Source organism: Mesorhizobium sp. M0870, from assembly GCF_040319775.1.
Taxonomy (GTDB): Bacteria; Pseudomonadota; Alphaproteobacteria; order Rhizobiales; family Rhizobiaceae; genus Mesorhizobium.
The window spans coordinates 21,753-38,050 of record NZ_JAMYOI010000024.1 but is presented as its reverse complement, the minus strand read 5'-3'; the positions used below and the strand labels follow the sequence as shown (position 1 = coordinate 38,050).

Annotated in this window: 13 protein-coding genes and 1 pseudogene; 3 read left to right on the top strand and 11 right to left on the bottom strand. The window is 58.3% G+C overall.

Annotation, left to right across the window (positions count from 1 at the left end; translation table 11 throughout):
- Positions 1-10: 10 nt before the first annotated feature.
- The 6 genes from NKH97_RS24680 to NKH97_RS24655 all read right to left on the bottom strand — a co-directional run bounded on the left by NKH97_RS24680 (position 11) and on the right by NKH97_RS24655 (position 5,095).
- On the bottom strand, positions 11-1,366 hold the full coding sequence (locus NKH97_RS24680; protein ID WP_352609743.1) for a ThiF family adenylyltransferase: 1,356 nt from the start codon (positions 1,364-1,366) through the stop codon (positions 11-13).
- Entirely contained in the window at positions 1,363-1,740 is a 378-nt protein-coding gene (locus NKH97_RS24675) for an E2/UBC family protein (protein WP_031245464.1), read from the bottom strand. The genes NKH97_RS24680 and NKH97_RS24675 overlap by 4 nt, the downstream gene beginning before the upstream one ends.
- Positions 1,740-1,976, bottom strand: a complete 237-nt coding sequence (locus tag NKH97_RS24670) for a multiubiquitin domain-containing protein (protein WP_023750596.1) — start codon at positions 1,974-1,976, stop codon at positions 1,740-1,742. Before NKH97_RS24670 ends, NKH97_RS24675 begins: the two co-directional genes overlap by 1 nt.
- Before the next feature lie 309 nt (positions 1,977-2,285).
- A complete protein-coding gene (locus NKH97_RS24665) occupies positions 2,286-3,143 on the bottom strand; it encodes a hypothetical protein (protein WP_023750595.1) in 858 nt (285 codons plus the stop codon).
- A 920-nt stretch (positions 3,144-4,063) separates the two neighbouring features.
- Positions 4,064-4,309, bottom strand: coding sequence for a hypothetical protein (locus tag NKH97_RS24660; RefSeq protein WP_023750593.1), 246 nt, complete (start codon positions 4,307-4,309; stop codon positions 4,064-4,066).
- 84 nt (positions 4,310-4,393) lie between these two features.
- On the bottom strand, positions 4,394-5,095 hold the full coding sequence (locus tag NKH97_RS24655; RefSeq protein ID WP_023750592.1) for a Crp/Fnr family transcriptional regulator: 702 nt from the start codon (positions 5,093-5,095) through the stop codon (positions 4,394-4,396).
- 401 nt (positions 5,096-5,496) lie between these two features.
- On the opposite strand from NKH97_RS24655, the gene NKH97_RS24650 reads away from it, so the two are divergent.
- The 3 genes from NKH97_RS24650 (at position 5,497) to NKH97_RS24640 (ending at position 7,812) form a co-directional block, all read left to right on the top strand.
- On the top strand, positions 5,497-6,009 hold the full coding sequence (locus tag NKH97_RS24650) for a hypothetical protein (RefSeq protein WP_352798967.1): 513 nt from the start codon (positions 5,497-5,499) through the stop codon (positions 6,007-6,009).
- Between the two features lie 353 nt (positions 6,010-6,362).
- A complete protein-coding gene (locus tag NKH97_RS24645; protein ID WP_352609736.1) occupies positions 6,363-7,244 on the top strand; it encodes an SMODS domain-containing nucleotidyltransferase in 882 nt (293 codons plus the stop codon).
- A 25-nt stretch (positions 7,245-7,269) separates the two neighbouring features.
- Positions 7,270-7,812, top strand: a complete 543-nt coding sequence (locus NKH97_RS24640; protein WP_280940649.1) for an SLATT domain-containing protein — start codon at positions 7,270-7,272, stop codon at positions 7,810-7,812.
- A gap of 113 nt (positions 7,813-7,925) precedes the next feature.
- Here NKH97_RS24640 and NKH97_RS24635 read toward each other — a convergent pair whose 3' ends face one another.
- From NKH97_RS24635 to NKH97_RS24615, 5 genes and pseudogenes are all read right to left on the bottom strand, one after another.
- Positions 7,926-8,969 (bottom strand): hypothetical protein, encoded by a 1,044-nt coding sequence (locus NKH97_RS24635; RefSeq protein WP_352798966.1) that lies wholly within the window; start codon positions 8,967-8,969, stop codon positions 7,926-7,928.
- Positions 8,970-9,357: 388 nt separating this feature from the next.
- Positions 9,358-12,507 (bottom strand): DEAD/DEAH box helicase, encoded by a 3,150-nt coding sequence (locus NKH97_RS24630; protein ID WP_352798964.1) that lies wholly within the window; start codon positions 12,505-12,507, stop codon positions 9,358-9,360.
- Positions 12,473-13,285: a Hachiman antiphage defense system protein HamA gene (locus NKH97_RS24625; protein ID WP_031245459.1), complete on the bottom strand. Its 813-nt coding sequence runs from the start codon at positions 13,283-13,285 to the stop codon at positions 12,473-12,475. Before NKH97_RS24625 ends, NKH97_RS24630 begins: the two co-directional genes overlap by 35 nt.
- Positions 13,286-13,689: 404 nt before the next feature.
- Positions 13,690-14,088, bottom strand: a pseudogene (locus tag NKH97_RS24620) (IS30 family transposase); the annotation flags it as partial.
- 565 nt (positions 14,089-14,653) lie between these two features.
- Positions 14,654-16,069, bottom strand: a complete 1,416-nt coding sequence (locus NKH97_RS24615; RefSeq protein ID WP_352546091.1) for a mannose-1-phosphate guanylyltransferase/mannose-6-phosphate isomerase — start codon at positions 16,067-16,069, stop codon at positions 14,654-14,656.
- Positions 16,070-16,298 lie beyond the last annotated feature (229 nt).

The window sequence follows — 16,298 nt, the reverse complement described above, 5'->3', positions numbered from 1 at the left end:
TGTGCGCTCCTCAGCCTTCATGACGACGCCAGATCATGGGCCAACTATCTCCTTTGGCCAGCGCGTTGCCCCGGGAACAAACGATGCAGTTCGGGTCCGGTACCGAACTGACGGGCCGCACCGATCCATCGATGGGTCGTCCGACTAGGTGGCGTGCCGAGCCAGGAAAGCCGGTGACCGCCGATAGGAACATTGAGACAGCCATCGAAGACGTTGCGGCATTGAGAGAGATTACGGCCGGTTGCGGTTCAAAATGGCCGACAAAATACGGATCAGACCGAACGTCAGTCAGAAGGTCGCGGCGCACGGAAACGGGATTGAGAAGAGGATGGCAGTTGAGGCAGGCGAGCGGCTCGGCGAGCATCTGCACGCGAGTCGACATTGCCGTGACGATCTCATCGCGGGCGTCGATACGTACGCCGACATCGATCATAGGAAGGCGATACTGGTAGGCCATTTGGTTCAGGACAGCCCGGCTGCCATGGGAGTCTGTGCAGCACATCACGAAATCGCTATCGAGCAAAGCTCTTGCTACGGGTTCATCTATGACCGTATCTGCGATCGCCTCAACGGCCATCTCGCCTTGCGCACGTTGCACGGCAGCGCGCGCTATCAAGACCTTCGGCTGGCCAACATCGCCTGGCGTGGCTCCGAGCAGACGGTTGAGATTGGTCGGTTCCACCTCCTCCGGGTCTATCAGGAGGAAGCGGCCAACACCCAGCCGCGCGAGTTCTTCAACCACCACGGATCCGGTGCCGCCGACGCCGACGATGGCGACAGTAAGGCCGTTGAGTATCCGTTGACCCTCAAGGCCGAAGGCCCGAACATTGCGGTCGAACACGTCCGACAGGGGCGCCTGATTGCGAATACCGGATTCCCTTTCGTATGTGCGGACATCGCGGTCGACTTCTTGGATGCGGTCGATCGTAAATAGGGTTTCCCCCTCGGCATCAAATAATCTTCCCCGGAACCCTGTCGGCCCGGCGACGAGGAAACCATGCGGCCCGGATGGGCATCGAAAATGCTGGACGGGCGCCAAAATCTTCTGCGACGCATCGTCGACCCGCGAGAAGGCGAGTTCCTCTTGCATCGGATGCGAATGAGCCAGAATAACGCCGACACGGTCCTGGCGCCCCCGTTTGAGCACACTGGCAAGAAACGCGGGCGTCAAAGTCGCCTCGACCGAACTACGGGTCATATAGTCGTCCGGGCCGGGGAGGATGACGTCCCGGACAACCAGTCGCATGCCGCCATCGAAGCGGCCACCCGCGACGATCAGCGCAGCCGCTGTCTCAATCGGGGAATGCGCAAGAAGGTCGTCGCGAAGCGCCGACCACCCGCCTGCGGCAAAGACCAGCCGATTCATTTGGCCTCGCCGAGTCGCCGCCGGATCACGTTCAAATAGGTGTGCAGGTTATCGCTGTTGGGTTGCCACGTGGAAGGATGCCAGGAAAACCAGAGCCACTCTGACGGTATTCCTGGAGTAGCCTGCTGGCCGGTATTTTGCGGAGCTCCACCGTGAGCGAGCGCGAGAGCCGGCTCCGTCCAAAAACAGTCAGGTGCCGCCTGCGGATATCCGCCGGGAACCACGAACTTCACATCGACCGCGGCCTTGTTCCACCCCGGTGGAAGGCGCACCGCCGGCAAACTGACGACCGCCGTCCCACCCGCTTGCTCCTCAAGGGTCGCATTGGGGTATCTTTTATTGAAGTCTTCGAAATGACGGGCGAGGATGGACATCAGCCAAACGTCGCAGGCGGAACCGTATAGAAGTGCATGCCGTTCTTCAGCGCGACTCCCTCGCCGTCGCCGATCTGCCGGTCGGCGTCATGGCCGTGCCCCTCAAGGAACAACTGATATTGCTGATCTTTTCCGGCAAGCTGTTTCAGTTCAGCCCCGGTCATGCTTTCACTGGCCGCCTCAAAATGTACGCCATCGATATTGATGGAAAATTTCGGATGATCGTCTTTAGCCATCGTTTCCTCTGCAAATGTGCGTGTGATCGCGAGAACCCGCCCCCTAAGGAATTGAGGTACAAGCGTTACTTACCTTGAAACATACCGCCGCAGAAGCACGAATTGCCGCCTTCCCCTGCTCGCTGACTGCACCGCTTCGTGATCCCGATATAGGAACTACCTGAGGGTTTCTCATCCTTTGGCTTATTGCAGATACTGCGAGCCATGCGGCCCAATGTGGGACGCCGGCCCGACACCGGTCGGTGCCCAAATCGGCGGACCGGCAGCTTAGAGGGTAAATTTTGCAGTTCCTCAGCCCGAATGCCCCACCTATTGACCCAAGCTTTTCTGGAGCAGAAGCAAGTTCAGGTCGTTTAGCAGTTTCTCCTTGGCAGCAGGATCGACCGGCGGCGGAGCAGGAGGATTCTTCTCGTGCTGGCCTTCAGGCAGCTTGGTCGCGCGCGCGGGCGCCGGCGCGGCTTTAGGCTTCTCTTCGGGCTTGGGAGCGAACACGATAGAGATTTTATTGACGTCCTTCCACGTAGTTTTCCAGCCGATGCCCAGGCTGGCCTGCCCTGTGTCGAATGGTATCGTGATGATCTTCACGCTCGCCGACGCGCCTTCGTCCAGCGTAAAACCCATCACGTACGAAACTGAATCTGGCGGCGTCTTTGTATCCGCGTAAGAATCCTGGACCTGTGCAAGCCAGTTCGCGATTCCCAGGTTTCCGGTAAGCCGAGAACCGTGCGCGCGCCTTTCGTTGACGGTTGGTGTGTCGCACTTGATATCGTCCTTTTGACCCAAGCCTATGGTGAACTTGTAGCCCACCATCCTGTCTGCGGTTCCGGTGGCGTTTGTCGCCAATGCAAACGTGCCTGTCTGCGGAATGTAGGGTACCTCGTTTCCGGCACTGCCGTCTCCGCCGCCCGTCGCTACGACATTCAGCGACAGTTCAACTGCCGCATTCCACTTTCCCTTGTCGGTCAGGAAGGTAGCAGGCCCGATTGGAGGCTTTGCCTTGGGCCGCCCGTCGCGTCCGTCTTTCAGGTCGCACCGGATGTTGTCGACAATGTCTGAGATGCGAAGTAGACCGACTTCGGTTGGCAACTTCGGAACGCTGGCGCAACTCGAAAGAGCAACGCAAACTCCTAGCGAGCCCCGAACGAAAACTTTCATGATTTCCCCCATCTTCCCACCTCCACAGGGATCACGCCTACTACGAAGATGAAATGGTACAACTAGACTTTCCACAGATAATATTGGTGAGACAAAATTATTCTAGCTGCTGATTGAGAACCACACCCTGCCAAGTTGAGGCCCAGGGGTCACTAGTGCCCATTCGGCGGCGACCAACACAAAGCAAAGCAAAGCAAAGAATGAGGGAACCCGCCTGCGGCGGCTTGCCGAGGAGAGACGGCCCGCGCCTCTCTTCCCAGGCCCTAATCAGCGACCTTGTCGCTCATTCGCCGATTCTCTCGACAAGACGTTTGGTCAGCTCGACGCGCAGCAACGGAAAGCCTTTGATGATCTGCGTGTCCTAGTGAACCAGAACCAGCAATGAATTCACGGCGATGTTCAGGAAGGCCTGCAGACAGTCCAGAACCTCAACGTAGAGATCAGCAACCTAGCGATTTTCTCGTCGAAGCCGGTGGTCACAAGATTTACGCCCACTTATATCGCGCAGGCGAGTCAATCGGACGATGTGCTAATAGAGGTAGAGGGCTTTCACCTCTACGACGCGGAGAGTAGGCATAAGCCGAGTCTTCGGTTTGGCGCATTGCTGACGGGCATCATCGGACTGCAATCTGACCGTCCGTGATTGGGAGCCACATGGCTAAAGTGGCTGTTCCGCTATTGAGCCTCGACAGGCGTCCTAGGGATCCGCCGCATCGAACTCAATCGCAAATCCCGCGTCGATCGCGCTTCGCGCAATGAGATCGCCAAGTTCCCAATCCGTGAGTTCGCAAAGCGGAAATGTTCCCCTTACAGCGTGGCTAACCTCGGATATCGAAATGCACGGCCTGCCGACATTGCCGATCAAGTGCCGGACAATCGCTTGGCGAACGTCCGACAAGGTAGGCCCCAGCGCGAGCGCGGGCATATGTGGCCTACGAATGGAGCCGTGGTTCTACGCCATCGGCTGTTTTTGCATCGAAAGCTACGGGCACACCGTGAATGATGGATGCCGCTGCCAGCAACTCCTCCAACTCGCGGTCGGTAGCCCTGCATGCTGGCATGAGTGTTCGGATGGCGCGGATTGCCTGTGCGATCGAGAGGAAGTTGGACCTGCCTCTGGACAGAACATAGGCTTCGGCGGCCCTTTCAACCGTAACGGTGTGGAAAGTGTTGGTCATCGAGAATTCCTCCCTGAAATCCTGACCAACACGATTTACAGCAGGAATTCGGTGGCCTTCAAGGGTTTGTCCGATCCCGGACAATCAGGCGGATGCCAGACCGAAATGACTTTGCTCCTCCTCGCCGTAAGCACCATGGGTGAGTTGCTTCATTCCAACGCGGTCGACAATTGTGATCTCGCCGCGCCTGGCGTGAACCAGCCCTCGATATTCAAGCATTTGCAGGGCGGTGGTGACACCGGGGCGTCGGGCGCCAAGCATGGTGGCCGGGAATTCATGCGTCAGGTAAATCCTATTCCCTTCGACACGGTCTTGCACCATCAACAACCAGCGGGCCAACCGCTCCTCGATTTTCGAATGGCCGTTGACCAGTGCCGTCCGGGACGAGTGGATAAGGAACGCGTGGGCATAGCGAAGCAGTGACTCGCGAAGGGACTGGCTTGCCGCAATCGCCGAGCGAAGAGCTTCAACCGGGAGGATCCAGCCATTACCTGCAACCTGGATATAGGTTTCATTGGGAGACTTGTCCTGGCCGAGCAGGACGGCAACCCCTGTCATGCCGTCGCGGCCGACGATGCCGGCTTCGCTTTGCCGACCACCGGTCATCGTGGCGACCACCGACGCGATGCCCGTCTCTGGAAAATACACACGCTCGATCGGCTGATATGAGACCTCAAGCTGGGCTTTGATGCCCAGTTCGACGTGATGCATTGATGGCTGCAATCGCGCGAAATCCTCTGAGGAGAGGGTTTTCAATACATGGTTGCGAAGAAGGGATTTGGGCATGGCTCTCTCCCTGACGGGCAAGAGCACGTACCTCTTACTGTCGGCTGCGTCCGAAGGGGGCGGCCGATTCAGCGAGCATAGGCTTCAAGTGCGCGATTGGCAAAGAATCCGTCGGCGTATTGCGCCGGCACCCCCGCGCGGACCAATCCTATGAAGCCTGACGCGGCGGGGGCTCTCAAGGATTCGAATCCTGTGTCAACAGTCGGCTGCTGAAGAGCCTGACATTGTCCAAGCAGATGGACCTGAAGAATGCATATTGTTGACAATGACTTAGCTACATGCGCCGGCTTGACGTCGCCGTTGCGGCGCCATAGCCATAGCGCACGGCAACTAGCCGGCGGCATGAGGATTGTGGCCGCAAGCTAGCCATGAGGTGCTCGACGAAGCCTGAAGGTTCAACGATGAAGAAAGCGCCGCGAAAGAACGTACCGACATTCGACCATTCCGAACTCGGGCTGGGGTCTGCCGAGCTCAGAGCCATAAGAAAGTGTGAGGCCGAGATCATGCTGCTAGGCCGAAGAACGACGGAAGAAACCTTCGATCTCGGCGATCAACTGAACATCGCTGCAGCTCTTATCCCCGACCGAATGTTCGGAAAATGGGCCATCTCGGTGTCGCGATACAGTCGTCAGCACCTTTTCAGCCTGATGAAGATAGCGACCGTTCTCAAGGACCATAAGACGCGGCTTGTAGAAGCGCGCATGTCCGCCACCGCCATGGGCCACTTGGCTAGTTCCCCAGAGCACGTGGATGAGGTTCTCGCCGAACTCGAAGCCGGACGCTCACAACGGCAAAACAGATCCAGGCAAATGTCGGTAGCAATAATGAAAAAATTGACATCACTTACCAAACCTCGGCGGCGTCGCCGGTCTAAAAGCCAACGCACAGGCGAAGTTGAAGCTCGGTATTTCTGAGTTCACCGAAATATCTCCTCGATCATCGCGGATGTTGATGCCGCGCTCGTTCCGGCATTGGACGGCAAGCGGGTGTTGAAGGGCCAACTGGCGGACAAGATCGAGCGTCCAGCGAGGCTCGCCGGTTTTCAGCTGGAAAACATTGCCCTTTTCGTTGAACTAACCCAAACAATTCGGCGGCGTCCCAGGTGATGGGTTTCCCAAAGGCAGCAAATGAGATCAACTCTCGCCGCAGCCCGCGAGCATAGGGTTATGTCGGCCGCTTAATATTCCCGTTGAACGCACACCGACGCTATTGCGCTGAAAGCATAAAATTGCCATCTACCGACGAAGCTACAGCTAGGTGGATGGGGATGGGCGTATCAGACGAGTTCTACAACTTCCGGAATAACTATAATATCGGCACCGACCTGATCAGCTCGATTGGACAACGGTACAGGCGTATCACCACGCGCCTTAATACAGACTTCTGGAACACCGATTCCAGCTCCGCCCACAGTCTCTATGTTGGCTCTTACGGTCGCGACACAGCCGCGCGCGGAATCAGCGACCTAGATATCGGCTTCCAGCTCCCCTATGCGGAATACGTCAAATACAGCGCGTATCACGGCAACGGTCAGTCCGCGCTTCTTCAGGCCGTGAAAAACTCCCTCCTCAAAACCTACGGCTCCAGCAAGGTCGGCAGCGACGGCCAGGTTGTCGTCATCTCCTTCACGGACGGGATCACGTTCGAAATCCTTCCCTATTTCAACAACACGGACGGTTCCTGGACTTTTGCCGATTCTAACGGGGGAGGTACCTGGCGGCAGTGCAATCCCCGGGCAGAGATGACTGCCGTCCAGACCCGCAATACGGCCGTTAATGGCAACCTCAAAGCCCTCTGCCGCATGATGAGGGTGTGGAAAGACCAAAATAGCGTTCCGATGACCGGAGCCCTCATCGACGCGCTCGCCTACCAGTTCATCGAGACGTGGGAGTATCGGGATAAATCCTACGGCTATCATGACTACATGGCGCGGGATTTCCTAAAGTATCTCTACGACCTCGACCGAGAGAAAACTTACTGGCGTATGCCGGGGAGCGGTTCCTACGTCTATAAGACGGGGGTGTTCTGGTTGAAGGCGCTCACGGATTACAATATCGCCGTCGAAGCCTGCAACATGCAGACCGACGACAAGGCCGCACAGCGCCGCGCGAAATGGAGGACCGTCTTTGGCACAACCTTCCCAATCTGACCCGCGGTACCAAATCGAGAGCCAAGTGCGCGAGTGTTACGGCCGTTGCGCCTACACCCATAAGATTCACGAGAAGATGGCGGAGCGGCTTGCCGACCATCAATGGTATGCGAAGTGGTTCAACATCATCCTGTCCGCGCTCATCGCCGGCGGCGCGGTGACGACCGTATTCAGGGCGGAGACGGGGCTTTTGCAATATGCGGAATACGCGACCGTCGTTCTTGCCATTCTCAGCCTGATCTATAACGCCTATCAGAAAGACCTAGACCCCGGTGCTCTCGCGCAGCGACACAGGGAAACTGCGTCCGACATATGGAATGTACGAGAATCTTACCTCAGCCTGATAACCGACGCGCTCAATTCGGCAGTGCCAATTGACGGCCTTCGGACGCAGCGCGACGAGCTGCAGGCCAACCTTCATGAAATCTATCGGGCGGCACCCTTCACGGACGGGAAGGCCTACAAGAAGGCACAGGATTCCTTGAAGGATAACGAGGAGCTCATGTTCTCCGACAAGGAAATCGACGACATGCTGCCCACCACGTTAAGGCGGTCGAGCAGGGCTTAGTAGACCGCGCCGGGTTTGCCGGAGGCTCCAACTTCCAAATAGGATGGAGCCATGACGAGCAAACGAGGAACAAGTTTCTCCCTCGCCGGAGGCGAGCGGAATTTCTCCGGTCGTTAGGCTGCGACGGGACCGTCGTACATCGCAGGGTCCCACACCTGAATGTTTGCCCCCTCGCCGTTCGGGGTGATCAGGAGTCCTTCCTCGTAGAATAGGCCGCGGGCGACATCGCCGAGTACGTCGAACTCGCTCGGAAACATCCATTCGCCGCGCTCATTCCAGAGTTTCCGGAGCTGAGCGACCAGTTCCTCGATTGCCTCGGTGTAGCCGGCCTCATCGATCGCCTGTCGGGTCTCCTCGCTGATCTCCGCCTCGCCATTGCTGCCGTCAATATGCCCAAACGTGTAGGCCGCCATTCGGAGAGGCTCCGAAATCGGCGCTCCAAGTTCTCCGACGATCCGGTTGAGATCACGATGTTTCCAGAAACCGTCGCGCGCGGCAGCGGCCTTCTGTCGAGCGACGCCTGTCACGCCGCGCAACCCTTCTTCGTAATAAGCCAGGTGCCCCGAGCCGAACGGCGCGCTCAAGCGGCAGGCCGCATATTCGTCCCAGCAGGCCTCGTTGATCTGGGTGAATATCTGCTCCTCGTAGGAGCTGACCTGCTTCTGGAGGATATTGCCGGGAAATGCTTTATCCTTCTCGGTCGTCACTTGCACGTGCGCGCATTCGTGGGCGATCAGATAGATGGCCTGTTGCATACCCGACTGAGCTCGCGCGTCGTCCTGTTCGGGGGTCGCACCGATACTCTCGATGTACGCGCCGCTGAAAACGAGGTGAACCTTGACCTTGCCGTCGCGCAGGACGGCCGGCGACATTGCGACGCCGACAAGCTGGTCATCGTTAGACCGGGCGAGCGTTCGTAAGCCTTCGACGCCTCGGTCGAGTTCGGCGAGCGCGGCATCGTAATCATAAGCGACAGTCACGCCGTCAAGCCGCTCTAAATTGATTACCGAGCTTATGAAGCGGATGTAGCTCGCGAGGTTGTGGGCGATGCGGTTGGCGTCCTCTATGTCAGCGAACGCCCGCATCGCGAACGAAAGGTCCGCCGGTGCGGTTTGCGGCGGCAACGTGATTTCGGCGTCTTCAGGTTTCGCGGACATGTACCGATCCTACGGGAACGCGCCGTAATGCGACACTAGCAGTGGCAAACCATCCACCGGGAAAAGACGAGGCATATTATACTGCGGCTACCACCTAGTGTCCCACTCATCGGGACACACCTCGATCGCTGGTGGCAACGGTTTGGTTTGTTCAGACGAACAGGAGCGACCGCTAGCGAAAATATCAGCTTCAACGGCGGCTTTGGGACAAACCTTAAGGCCGGCTCAACGGCCGAAGTCAGGCGCGTTCCCGCCTGGCAGCTTTGGGGCCGTGACCGGACTGTCCGGTCTTGATACGCGTCGAGCGGATAGCTGCCATTCGGCCACCGACCCCATTGCCGCTGTTCGAGGTACTTTCCTCGCAATCCCGTAGATTGGCAGGCCTGTTTCAGTCATAGCCGGACGAGAGCTCGAGCGCGACCTCCTCGAAGTATCTTGGGAACGGTTCAATAGTGGCCAGTACCAATTCTCGCTGCGTCCGACATGCTGTGACCACGTCGCGATAGCCATCGATGACCGGGAACGCGTCGCCAAGGGCCTGGGCCACCACTCTGTCGGCGAATCCAGCCTCTTGGAACGCAATAGCCGCGTCACTGGACAGACCGTACTTGATCTTTTTCTGGACGGTCACCAGCCGCGCATGCAGATCTTCGGATCGCTCCTCAACGAGATCGGCCAATGCAGCAACGACCATCGACAGGTCGTACGCGTAACCGCTTTCGCACAGGTGGACGACGTGCTCCGAAGTCGCTCTCGCGTTACCGAACTTGACATGGGCGGCTGTCAGCCGCGCTCGGATTTCGTAGTAGGTCCTGCCGGCGATCCAGTCGGCAAGGCAATCCGGCCGCATTGCCTCGGGTACCGCCGCCAAGACCGGTGCGTGGGCGTGCCGTGCCGCCTTTTCCATAATCGCGGTCAACAGCTCTTCCTCGGTTTCGATTGCCGCGAGCCGGTCCAGATGCATGTCGATCCATTGCGCCAAAGCCTTGACGTCCGCCGGCGGTAGCGGCGACTTTCGGACCAGTTTGATCAGGCTGAGGTCCGTCCCTTGTTGGACGGCTTTGGCGGCCGCCTGAAAAACGGCCAGGACCTTGACCCTCAGATCGTCGTCGGAGAGATGATATGCTAGGGTGCTCCGCGCCAGTTCCTCCACACGCTCCTCGGCAAGGTCACTCTCGAAATCAACGTAGGACAGTAGATACGATGCTATGCTTTGCACCGCGCGCGCCCGGTCGGAAAGAAACCTGCTGAAGTCCTTCCCTATTAGCCCGGGGCGCTCGCTCACCGCGGCGGCGGTATACGCCGCGATGGTCTGCTTGGTAGCGAATGTGAGATCGAGCCATTCCGTCGGCAGATCCAATGTGATGGTCGGCTTTCCTTTTACCTTCTGCTCGAAGCTGACGAAAAGCTTGAGAATGCTGCTCGCCGACGGTTCCGAATTATCCGCATCCAGCAGCCTGGTGGTCTTCGACCAACGCCATCGGCCGTCTTTCTTTTTATCGTCGTAGAGCGATGGCGCGGAAAAGATCACGTTGCCTTCGGTATACATGCCTGCCCGGCCCGCACGACCCATCAGGTTGTGGAAGTCGCGCACCGCTATCTCTTCTTTGCCCTGCTGGGTGGACGTCACCACCAAGTAGCGGATCGGGAAATTTACGCCCTGCGCTAAGGTGGAGGTGCAGACTACCATACGAGCCAGACCCGCCTTCATAGCATGTTCGATCGACAGCCGCAGGCCCGGCGGCGTGTTGGCGTGGTGCGACAGGATCCCGAGCTTCGCAGCTTTGGATACTCGACCATCTCCGAGGTGAGTTTGGCATAGATCGGCAATCTTGCGGATCTCGTTTTCGTCGGAGCAAGCCGCCGGCCAATCGAGCTCCAAGCCGCGCCCTGCAATTTCGACGGCGCGGTCGCAGACCGTGCCGACGCTCTCCCTCTTCCCGCAGAAAATGGCCACGCTGCCGTTTGCGGCGAGATGCTGACCGAGAAAGAGGCCTATGTCGGTGTTGCTTCTGATGGTGCCGCGTTCGGGGAAACGTTTCACCTTCAGTTCGCGACCCTTTTTGGCCAGTACTTTGGACTCAACGATGCGGGGCACGAAGAATTCATCCGCGTTCGGATCGGCCGGGCTGACGTAGCGCAACCAGGCCCGCTCGAACTGCCAGCTGGCGAAGGCGATGTTCCTAGCCGTCGGCAGCAATCCCGATCCCGACACCACCGCGGTCTCGTCGCCGACGAGCCAACCGGCAATCTCGGCCGCGTTCCCGATGACGGCAGAGATCAATACGACCTGGGCGTTCGTAGGCAGCGAGATGCGCATGGACGCTAGCAGAAGTTCATATGTTGGCCCACGGGTCAGTCCGTCGAACTGATGTCCTTCATCATAAACGACCAATCCGACCTCTTCGGCGAATTCGGGCTTACGCCGAAGCATGTAAAGGAGCTTTTCGGGTGTCACCACGAACACCGAATTCTGTCTTCGCGCTCCCGCGAGATCGATGTCGAAAAGGTACGAATCCGAGATCTCGTTAATCAGGACATCTTCGCCGGCGAATGAGCGCACCAGATCCGAACGGATATCGTGGCACAGTGACCTGAATGGACCCACAATGACGACCAGGGACGATCGCTGTGCTAGGAAATGGGCGCGGATCAAGAACTCGGTGGCGCGGGTTTTGCCGGCCGACGTTGGCATCTGGATCACCGCGGAACGTCCGCTCAAAATTCCCTGTTCGCAAAGCAGTCTCTGGGCTGGCCAGAGCTCCGTTGGGAACGATCCTTTCCTCAAGGCCGGTGCCCAATCGGCCAAATCAAGGCCCGAACTCGGGGGCAGAAGCGTCCTGGCCGCTCCGTCCAGTTTGCGGGAGACAAGCGCTATCACCACGTCGGCGTAGAGCAGCTCCCGGGCCGACCCGGCCAAATAAGCATGCGCCTTGAGTTCCTCGCAGAGGAGACGAATTTCCTCGGCTCCGCCCTGCAGGGCGTAAAACGCCCGGAGAGCGGCTAACATTCTATTGGCGAACAAATGGTGCGCGAACGACTCCTCGACCGGCGCGAAAAGCCCTTTCAGAATCCGATAGGCCAGAAAGGCGAGACCATGCCCCAACTCGAGGGCTGGAGATTCTGTCCTCTTCATCACGACCGCCGCACTGCCGATACTGTCGGACAGATAGTAGGAGGTGGCGCACAGCAGGGAGAACTCGTTGGTCAGATCCTCGTCCAGCCTTGATTCCAAGAAGGCGTCGAAATACCGGGCGGAGAAGTGAACCATGTCCCGGATCGATCCATCCGGTTCATCCCAGGACCTTGGCATGGCGCTCTCTGTGTCGGAAGTGATGAACCGGTCCGCAAGCGCCGCCGCGGAATCGCCCAATATTCCGATCGCTAGCACCACCAGCGAGTCCGGCGCGCGCGTGAACTCGTTGTAGTCGGCTTCCGCTGCCCTGAACTCGTGCATCTTGGCCCGGGACCTGACGGAAGCCAGCAGTTGGATCGAGTTGTTCTTAGGCCTCATTAGCGGCTCGATCGTAAAGGGCATGTACCAGGTTCATCATCGACGTGCCCCGGATGATGAGAAGCTTCAGGTTTTTGAAGTTGGGATGATGCTTGGCGAGCGTCGTCGTGAAATCGACGCTGTCGAATACGTCTTGATCGAGCACGGCTCCGGCGGCGTTCACGCGTTTGAACGGGCGATCGTTTTGGTTCTGGAAGCGCTGCACACGTTTGGCCGCCAGCCGGTCGGTGCGCAGGAGACGTTGTTTGATGGCGTTCAGGGACATCGCCTCGCGTGTGATGTCCTTGATGGAATCCTCAACCGCGTTCTGCAACCGGTTCTGTTTCTTTGCCTTTAAGCCCGCCTTCGACTCAATGAGAAGAAGCTCGTCCTTCGGGTGAACAGGATCGTCGCCATGGAACTTAAATGCGACCACGTCGCAGCCGTTCGACGGAACGTTCCGGTTGTCGCGGTTCTCGTATCTACCCTCCCGGGGGCACCAATAACCCAAGATGTACTCCGCGAAGTCGGCAAGCAGGATTTCGCCGAAGTCACCCGAGCGTGTACCCGGTCCAGGAGGATGGACTGGGTCTGGAAACTTCACTGTCGCGAGATAGGTGGCTGGCGTGTGCCCCGTGCCCTCGATAAAGTCCGGTAACTCTTCGTCCTTGCAGTAGTGCTGCCTGAAATGCTTGGCCCACGACGATAGCACTGCGTCGTCTGGCTGGTGTTCCAGATCCCAGACCTCGACCTCGACGCCTTCGGTCGTGGCAACATTGGTCGCCGTCTTCTTTAGCCAGCCGATGTGCGCAGGTGCCGCCATGATTCCCCCAAATCATCACAGCCTCTAGCATGCACGACCGAGGTCCGAAACCGCCTAAAGATGGACATGTTGTAGTCATGACATGTGGACCAAGGCGCTCGGCAAAGACCGAGTTCAGAAGGGCAGGTAGTCCTCGAACCGCGCTTGCCTCTAATCCTCTGAGATACGTTGTCGACTTCTGGCGGACACCCGCTACGTACATCGCATTCGCCATCTCCCAGAAAGCTTGCGCCACCTTCGGTGCCAGGGGTCAATTTTGCTTCGCAATCAACCGAAAGTTCCGAGATGTCTCTGAGAGGAACAGTTGCGCAGATTCTGCGGGCTCCTTGCCGTTGATAGAGTCCGCTTCTGGCGCCCTGCGGCTTATGGCTGAACGACCAGAATGGGGCGGTGGGTTCAACCGGTCATCGCAACACCTTCTGTCGCCTATAGGCCGGCGTTTCGAAGTCCAGGGTTTTTCGGGGGTCGCTGATTGAGCCGCAGGGCGACGGCGTTGAGTTGGGCCTGCGAGACATGGGAGAGTTGGTGTCTCTCGGGAAGTACTGCCTGAGCAGACCGTTGGTATTTTCGTTGCTGCCGCGCTGCCAGGGACTTCGCGGATCGCAGAAGTAGACCTGTAGATCGGTTGCAACGGTGAAGCTCTTGTGCCGAGCCATCTCCTTACCCTGGTCCCACGTTAGCGAGCGCCGCAACTCTTCGGGCAATGTGCCGATCGTTTGGGCGAGGGCCGCCACGACGGTGGCCGAGTCCCTCCTCGCCACCTTTACAAGCATCGTGAATCGGCTGTGTCGCTCGACGAGGGTGAGCCGCTCGCCGCGTTTGTTGGCCAGCCCCTCCGTTCCTTTTATCAGCAGGCTATCTGCGGCGGTCTGGTGTTCCAGCTTAGCGATGGAAGTCGTCTCGTTCGAACCGTGGTTGCGATGGCCTTTCAATCAGTGCTTGCCGGGATCATGCTTGCCGCAGACCTGGTCAAGCATAGTGCGGGTTTTCCGATAGTCCGACAACCAGCACTCGCGTGTATCTACTGCGCCCCCTTGGTTCTCACCTCCATGATCCGAAAGCCAAAGATTCCAGCGGCCGCTGCATCTGCAGCGATGAGGATTTCATTTCCGCCTACAGGCTGAAATACGGCTGTGCCGTTGAACAGCTGAGCAACGGGTCCGCCCAAAAAGATCTGAAGTCTTCGTTACCGCGGACGGCGCGCTGTCAAGCGCTCACCGATGCTTTCGACCACGATCGAGTGCCTGATGAGAGTGCGGGGCGGATACTATGACACGCTCGGCCCGCTGCTTGTCAATGTCAGGCCCAGAACCCACGACAGAGATCCTTGAGCGACGGCTCGCCGTTTAACGTTTTTTGTACTGTTATCTACGTTCGACCATATTCGTCGTCGAAGCGAACGATATCATCCTCGGCGAGATAATCGCCGCTCTGCACTTCAATGATAACCAGGTCAATTCTGCCTGGGTTTTCGAGCCGATGCTTATGGCCGCAGGGGATGTAAGTAGATTCGTTTGTCCCCAGGAACAACTCCTGCTCGCCATTGACGATTTTGGCGGAGCCGCTGACCACGACCCAGTGCTCCGAACGATGATAGTGCATCTGCAGGCTCAACTGGCGACCGGGCTTCACCTCGATGCGTTTGATCTTGAAGCGCTCGCCTTCCTCCAGAACCGTATAGGTACCCCAGGGCCGGTGTACCGTGCTATGGACCAGATGAGCTTCATGTCCCGAAGCCTTGAGGCCCTCGAAGAGCTTCTTAACGTCCTGAACGCGGTCGCGGGATGTGACAAGCAAAGCGTCCGGGGAATCCACGATCACCAGATCGCTTACGCCCACCGTGCCGATGACGCGCTTGTCTGAGCTCACATAGGTGCCGGTCGTGTCGACCATGTGCACATCGCCGCGTATCCTGTTCCCGCTTTCGTCGGGGGCGATCAAATCGGCCATTGCGTTCCAAGATCCGATGTCGTTCCAATCCATGTCGCAGGGAATCACGGCAAGTCTGTTAGTCTTCTCCATGACAGCGTGGTCGAGCGAGATTCGCGGCGCGGAACCGAAATGCTCAGGCGCGAGTTCGATTTTGGCAAAGCCTTGGCATTGACTGGCGCGGCCGTTCTCATAGCTGTCGGCGACGGCCTGGAGCACCTCGGGACAATGCAAAGCCATCTCGTCGAGCATGGTTTGCGCACTGAAGCAGAAGATGCCGGCGTTCCAGAAGAAGCGTTGAGACGCGACATAGGCTTTGGCTGTCTCCAGATCCGGTTTTTCAACGAAACGGACGACGTTCTCACCATCTGCTTCGATGTAGCCGAATGCGGTGTCCGGTCTGGTTGGGGTGATGCCCAATGTGGCGATCCGCCCGAGCTTCGCATGTTCCATGGCCAGGCCCATCACGTCTAAAAACGCAGGCAGGTTGCTAATCAGGTGATCGGCCGGGAAGACGCACAGGATCGCGTCAGGGCCTTGCGTTGCCCTCGCATGGATCGCGGCTGCAGCCACGGCGGCGGCCGTATCCCGAGCTTCGGGCTCGAGCAGAAAGGTGCGTGGCAGGACCACGGAATCCAGTTCGTCAAATTCGTCCTTGGCCAGGAAGAGGTGGTCCCCGGATGTAACAGCGACGAGTTCCACGACACCTTCTATCGAAGCGGCGCGCAGCACAGTCTGCTGAATGAGAGAATATCCATCCGCCACTTTGAGGAAAGGTTTGGGGTGCGATTGCCTTGAGGCGGGCCATAGCCGCGATCCGGCTCCGCCGCTGATGATCACGGGAATGACTTTCATAACCAACCTCAATTTCGTCTCTGGAGTGATCGCCCGCGTTCTTTCGAGCGTCAGCGTCACGATCGCCGTCGCTCTGGCTTGTCTGCGGCCCCCGCGTAACAGCGAAGTTCTGGCGCGTTGCAGGCGGCGTCAGATGACGACGCTATCGGTAATGTACGACGCCTCCACTGGCGTCGGTGAGAAATGCGCATTCAACTATGCCTGTTGGTTGCGTCTGCCGAATTGCGCA

Bases quoted from the DNA above. Each gene is read 5' to 3' on its own strand.
- NKH97_RS24680 (WP_352609743.1), bottom strand. From the start codon at position 1,366: ATGAATCGGCTGGTCTTTGCCGCAGGCGGGTGGTCGGCGCTTCGCGAC.
- NKH97_RS24675 (WP_031245464.1), bottom strand. From the start codon at position 1,740: ATGTCCATCCTCGCCCGTCATTTCGAAGACTTCAATAAAAGATACCCC.
- NKH97_RS24670 (WP_023750596.1), bottom strand. From the start codon at position 1,976: ATGGCTAAAGACGATCATCCGAAATTTTCCATCAATATCGATGGCGTA.
- NKH97_RS24665 (WP_023750595.1), bottom strand. From the start codon at position 3,143: ATGGGGGAAATCATGAAAGTTTTCGTTCGGGGCTCGCTAGGAGTTTGC.
- NKH97_RS24660 (WP_023750593.1), bottom strand. From the start codon at position 4,309: ATGACCAACACTTTCCACACCGTTACGGTTGAAAGGGCCGCCGAAGCC.
- NKH97_RS24655 (WP_023750592.1), bottom strand. From the start codon at position 5,095: ATGCCCAAATCCCTTCTTCGCAACCATGTATTGAAAACCCTCTCCTCA.
- NKH97_RS24650 (WP_352798967.1), top strand. From the start codon at position 5,497: ATGAAGAAAGCGCCGCGAAAGAACGTACCGACATTCGACCATTCCGAA.
- NKH97_RS24645 (WP_352609736.1), top strand. From the start codon at position 6,363: ATGGGCGTATCAGACGAGTTCTACAACTTCCGGAATAACTATAATATC.
- NKH97_RS24635 (WP_352798966.1), bottom strand. From the start codon at position 8,969: ATGTCCGCGAAACCTGAAGACGCCGAAATCACGTTGCCGCCGCAAACC.
- NKH97_RS24630 (WP_352798964.1), bottom strand. From the start codon at position 12,507: ATGCCCTTTACGATCGAGCCGCTAATGAGGCCTAAGAACAACTCGATC.
- NKH97_RS24625 (WP_031245459.1), bottom strand. From the start codon at position 13,285: ATGGCGGCACCTGCGCACATCGGCTGGCTAAAGAAGACGGCGACCAAT.
- NKH97_RS24615 (WP_352546091.1), bottom strand. From the start codon at position 16,069: ATGAAAGTCATTCCCGTGATCATCAGCGGCGGAGCCGGATCGCGGCTA.